This is a genomic window from Sphingobium sp. PNB, assembly GCF_019873065.1.
In the GTDB taxonomy this organism is placed as follows: Bacteria; Pseudomonadota; Alphaproteobacteria; order Sphingomonadales; family Sphingomonadaceae; genus Sphingobium; species Sphingobium fuliginis.
Genome location: NZ_JAINEZ010000162.1, coordinates 1 through 4,866 on the forward strand (window position 1 = coordinate 1; position 4,866 = coordinate 4,866).

Below are 4,866 nucleotides of genomic sequence, written 5' to 3' on the forward strand. Positions count from 1 at the left end.
AAGCCCCCCCATCGGCGCGCCGCACAACCGGCCCGCCGGTGGCGCGCCCCCGCGCATGACCGCCATCCCCCTTGAGCCGATATGTGCATGAACATCGACACATGACGTCCGCAGCCTTTTCACGGCCATGAAAATCCATTATTATTCAAAGCCATAGCGGACGAATCCGCACCAACCATCTTGCGAACCCGCAACGGCGCCGGGGCAATCCGCCGTTCCGGGAAGGAGGTTCAACAAAGGCGGCACAGGGCCGCTCAACAACGGGGTCGTACCATGCGCATTTTCTCTCTTCGCCCGCTTGCGGGCGTGCTGTTCGCGTGCGTGCTCATATTCTGCATGAGCGAATGGGGCCTGTCCCTCACCGCCGACACGGAAAAAATCTCCGCGCCCACGCCAGCGGCGAAAGACCCGCCGGGCATCGCCTCCATCCTCACCAACGGCTTTTTCGGCCGGACCGCCAACCCGACGCCACAGATCGACTTCTCCCGCCCCTCCCCCAGCCCCTGGACCACGGCGCTGGGCAGCAGCAATCCCGCCGCGCTCTTTCCCACCACCGCCGCCGCCGCCCGAACCGGCGGCCCGGCCGGGCGCGCCGCCGGACCGATGGCGCCGGTCAGCACCATGCTGGCCCTCTCCACCGCCGCCACCGCCGCGCAGGCAGGCGATTTCGCCAATTTCGACTTCGCCGGCGGCACCCGCTACCCTGAACAGGCGACCGCGTCGGTCGGCCCCGCCTTCTACCGCCCCGGCGCGACCGTCGCCTATGTGCCGATCACGCTCGACCGCCCGACGCCCAACACCGTGATCGCGCGGGTGATGACGGAGGATGGACCGGGCCTCGTCCGCGGCGTGGCGGGCATCAACTATCGAAGCATCTACAAGGCGGTGATCTTCCGCCCCGGCGACCCGCTGACCAAGACGGTCTCCGTCCCCATATTGCTCGGCGTGCCGCAGGCCGACTTCATCGTCCGCTTCGTGGAGGCTCCATGGGGCGGCAAGATGGGCACCGACCGCGCCTTCGTCCAATGCGATTTCCAGCAGGAACCGACGGCGGAACAGGTCGCGGGGCGCGAACCCCGCGCCTTCCAGCCCACGGGCACGCTCCAGTGGAGGATGAGCCGCGAAACCCTCAAATGGTCCGACGCCGGCCATGACAAGGCCTGGTCGACCAAGCTGCCCAATGGCCGCTCGCAACCGGGCAATCAGGAAACCGGCATCTATCTCGACGGCTGGGTCTATCGCGACTATGGCATAGAGGCGCCCCTGCGCTACACGGACGATGGGCTCGTCATGCACACGCAGAAGCTGAAGCAGCCCATCGCCTGGGACGGCGTCCCCTATGACTATGGCGCGGTCGTGCTCAGCGGCCACAACACCCGGCCGGTGCAGATCGGCTACGGCCAATATGAATTCACCGCGAAGATGCCGAACCGGCGCGGCTCCTGGCCCGCCTTCTGGCTGATCTCGACCGCCGGCTGGCCGCCGGAAATCGACATTTACGAAGGGTTCGGCTTCGAAAGCTGGTGGGATTTCGACCGCTACACCGCCAACACGCTGCACGGCGGCGCCAACATCACCCGCACCTTCCAGCAGGGCGTCTTCATGAACACCGAAGAGGTCTACGGCATCGGCGGCTTCACCACGGGCTTCCACAGCTTCGCCGTCGACATCCAGCCCGACTATATCACTTGGTTCATCGACGGGAAGGAGACCTATCAGGCGGTCAATCCCTTCGCCGGCTTCCGCTGGTACCCGATCATGAACGTCGCGGTGAAGACGACCGGCGACTATGCGGACGGCACCGGCGACATGATCGTCCGCGACATCAAGGTCTATGCGGACGGGGGCTGAACGAAGGCGTCGCGCGGCCAGGCCCGACCATCCCACCCCCGTTCCGGGCCCGACGGATATTCGGCAACCCCTCCGCCTTCATGCTCCCGCCCCGCGCGGGAGCATGCGACGGATAGGGAAGACCGCGCCCCTCAGAACTGATCGAAGATCAACCCCATGCGCGGACTGAACAGCCGGTCATAGGCCTTCAGCAAGGCCCCGTCGGTCATCCCGGCGATATAGTCGCAGATCACCCGCGGCGCCTCCTCCCCCGCCCGCACCAGCGCCCATTGCTCGGCCGGCAGCAGGGTCTCCGGCTCCGACGCCAGCGCCTCGAAGACGGACACCACCATCTTCTGTCCCTTGAACTCCAGTTGCTGCACCCCGGCGCTGCGGATCACCTCCTGATAGACCGCGTTCCTCAGCGCGCCCAGGAACCGCGCCGCCCCCTCCTGCATCCCCGCGCGGTATCGGACCAGCGGCTCCTCGAACTCCTCCCGCGTGTCGATGCGGCAATGGGTGATCAGGTGATGCACCATCCGTCCGATGCAGCGCTTGCGCCCGCCGCCCTCGCCGAACAGCGTCCCGACCAGCCGCTCATAGACATTATTCTCGGATTCGCCGGGATATTTCCGCTTGAGGTGGACCAGGAAGGACGCGCATTCCTCCTCCGGCACCAGCCTGCGAAAGGCCTCCTCCCCGATCAGGCGCAGCGCCAGCGCATCCTCCAGGTCATGGACGCCGAAGCCGATGTCGTCGGCCACGTCCATGATGCTGCAATCGAAGGATTTGTGGATCGCCCGGTGGTGCCTGCCGACCTGCGGCTCGATCGCCGTGAACGCCTCCCGGTCGGCGCTCGACAAGGGCGCCAATATCCATTGCACCGCCTGCCGCTCCGTATCGAGATAGCATTTGGGCGGCTTGCTGGCGGCCCGGTCGATGATGCGGATGGAAGAAGGCCTGCCGCTCAGCCGGGGCGCGCAGGCGGGATTGCAGGCCTGCGCATAGGGGACCGGATATTTGAGCACGCCCAGCAGCGTCCGCCGCATGAGATTGGCCCCCGCCCCGGCCGAAAATTTCTCCAGCCGGGCCAGGATGCGCAGCGTCTGGCCATTGCCCTCGAACCCGCCCGCCTGCCGCATGCAGTAATTCAGCGCGACTTCCCCGCCATGGCCGAAGGGCGGATGGCCCAAGTCATGGGTGAAGCCGATGGCCTGGATCAGGCTGTGGTCGGGCAGATGCGGGATCGCCGGGTGGTCGGGGAAATCCTGCCGCAACTGCCGCGCTATGCCGCCCGCGATCTGCGCGACCTCCAGCGAATGGGTCAGCCGCGTGCGATAGAAATCGCTGTCGCCCAGGTTCAGGATCTGCGTCTTGCCCTGCAGGCGGCGGAAGGACGCGGAATGGATGACCCGCGCATAGTCGACATCCGCTTCATTGCGGGCGTCCTCGCTCTGCGCCTGCCAGTTTTCCTGCCGTTCATACCAGTTCATGCCACTCTTCTCCGGCGAATCCCGACCGCCTGTCGCTTGGCCGGAATATAGGCCGCTTCTCCCGCGCAGGCGCAGGAAAACCGGTTCATGCTGCTTCCTCCATGCCGATCCTCATCCCACCCCGCCCTCATTTGCCTATTTGAACTATTTATGCCACATCTATCCCAAACAAGCTTCAACTTCGCGCAAGAGGGCAGGAATGAACGCAGTGGTAACCCAGATCGGCGATCTGGCGGAGGCCGGCGAAAAGATGGTCGAACGCCTGCGGCGCAAGGCTTTTCTGCCGGATAGCCGCAAGGAACTCAACATCCGCTTCGGCATCGCTGAAGCCGCGCAACTGCTCGGCTGCTCCACGAATCGCATCCGCATGGCGGAGGAGGACGGACGCCTTCCCCCTGCCCCGCCGACCGAAAACGGCCGCCGCCCCGGCTACAAGGTGGAGGAACTGCTGAACATGCGGCAGGTGCTGGGCGCCTCGCCCGAACGCGCCCCCTTGGACATTCCCGCCATCATCGCGGTGCAGAATTTCAAGGGCGGCGTCGGCAAGTCGACCGTCACCACCCATCTCGCCCATTATTTCGCGGTGCAGGGCTATCGCGTGCTGGTGGTCGACTGCGACAGCCAGGCCACCACCACCACGCTGTTCGGCTTCAACCCGCATTTCAACATCCAGCGGGAAGAAACGCTCTACCCCTATCTCTCCATCGACCCGACGCAGGTCGACCTGCTCTACGCGGTCAAGCACACCGCCTGGCCCAATGTCGACCTCATCCCATCCAATCTCGAACTGTTCGACGTGGAATATGAGCTGGCGGCGGCGGGCAGCGACGGCGGCTCCGTCCTTGCGGCGCGCTTCCGCAAGCTGAAGCAGGGCCTGATGGACCTTGCCCGCCATTATGACGTGGTGCTGCTCGATCCGCCGCCGGCGCTGGGCACGATCAGCCTCGCCGTGATGCAGGCGGCCAATGCCCTGCTGGTGCCGCTGGCCGCGACCACGCCCGACTTCTGCTCGACCGTCCAGTTCCTCTCGATGATGGATCAGGTGATCGGCCAGCTGCAGCAGGCGGGGATAGAGGTCGACTATCAGTTCGTCCGCCTGCTCTGCTCGAAATTCGACAGCAACGATCCCAGCCATTCGATGGTCCGCGCGATCATGGAACAGAGCTTCGGCCCGGCTCTCCTGCCCATTCCGATCCTCGACAGCGCGGAAATCAGCCATGCCGCGCTGCGCATGATGACCGTCTATGAACTGGAAAAGCCGATCGGCACGCCGCGCACCCACAAGCGCTGCCGCGCCAATCTGGACGAGGCCATGGGCCAGATCGAGGCGCTGGTGCGTCAGGGCTGGGGCCGCGTCGCCCCTGCGCGGGAAGAGGACATCGTCAATGCGGCATGAAGCCCCTTTCCGCATGTTCATGATATGTTCCCGGTTTGCCGAAAGGGAATGCCATGGCGCGTAAGCAATCCGACTATCTGGCCGCCCTTCTCTCCGACGAGCCCGAGGCGGCAGCGGCAACGCCCGTCGAGCCGGAGGAGGCAGGCC

General features: G+C 65.4%; 3 protein-coding genes. 2 read left to right on the forward strand and 1 reads right to left on the reverse strand.

Annotation, left to right across the window (positions count from 1 at the left end):
• Window positions 1-273 precede the first annotated feature (273 nt).
• Window positions 274-1,851 (forward strand): family 16 glycosylhydrolase, encoded by a 1,578-nt coding sequence (locus K7W03_RS26570; protein WP_025551435.1) that lies wholly within the window; start codon window positions 274-276, stop codon window positions 1,849-1,851.
• Window positions 1,852-1,982: 131 nt separating this feature from the next.
• Here K7W03_RS26570 and K7W03_RS26575 read toward each other — a convergent pair whose 3' ends face one another.
• Window positions 1,983-3,323, reverse strand: coding sequence for an anti-phage deoxyguanosine triphosphatase (locus K7W03_RS26575; RefSeq protein ID WP_222887912.1), 1,341 nt, complete (start codon window positions 3,321-3,323; stop codon window positions 1,983-1,985).
• Window positions 3,324-3,522: 199 nt separating this feature from the next.
• Between K7W03_RS26575 and K7W03_RS26580 the strand changes: the two genes are divergently transcribed.
• Window positions 3,523-4,719: an AAA family ATPase gene (locus tag K7W03_RS26580; RefSeq protein WP_013054122.1), complete on the forward strand. Its 1,197-nt coding sequence runs from the start codon at window positions 3,523-3,525 to the stop codon at window positions 4,717-4,719.
• Window positions 4,720-4,866: the final 147 nt, after the last annotated feature.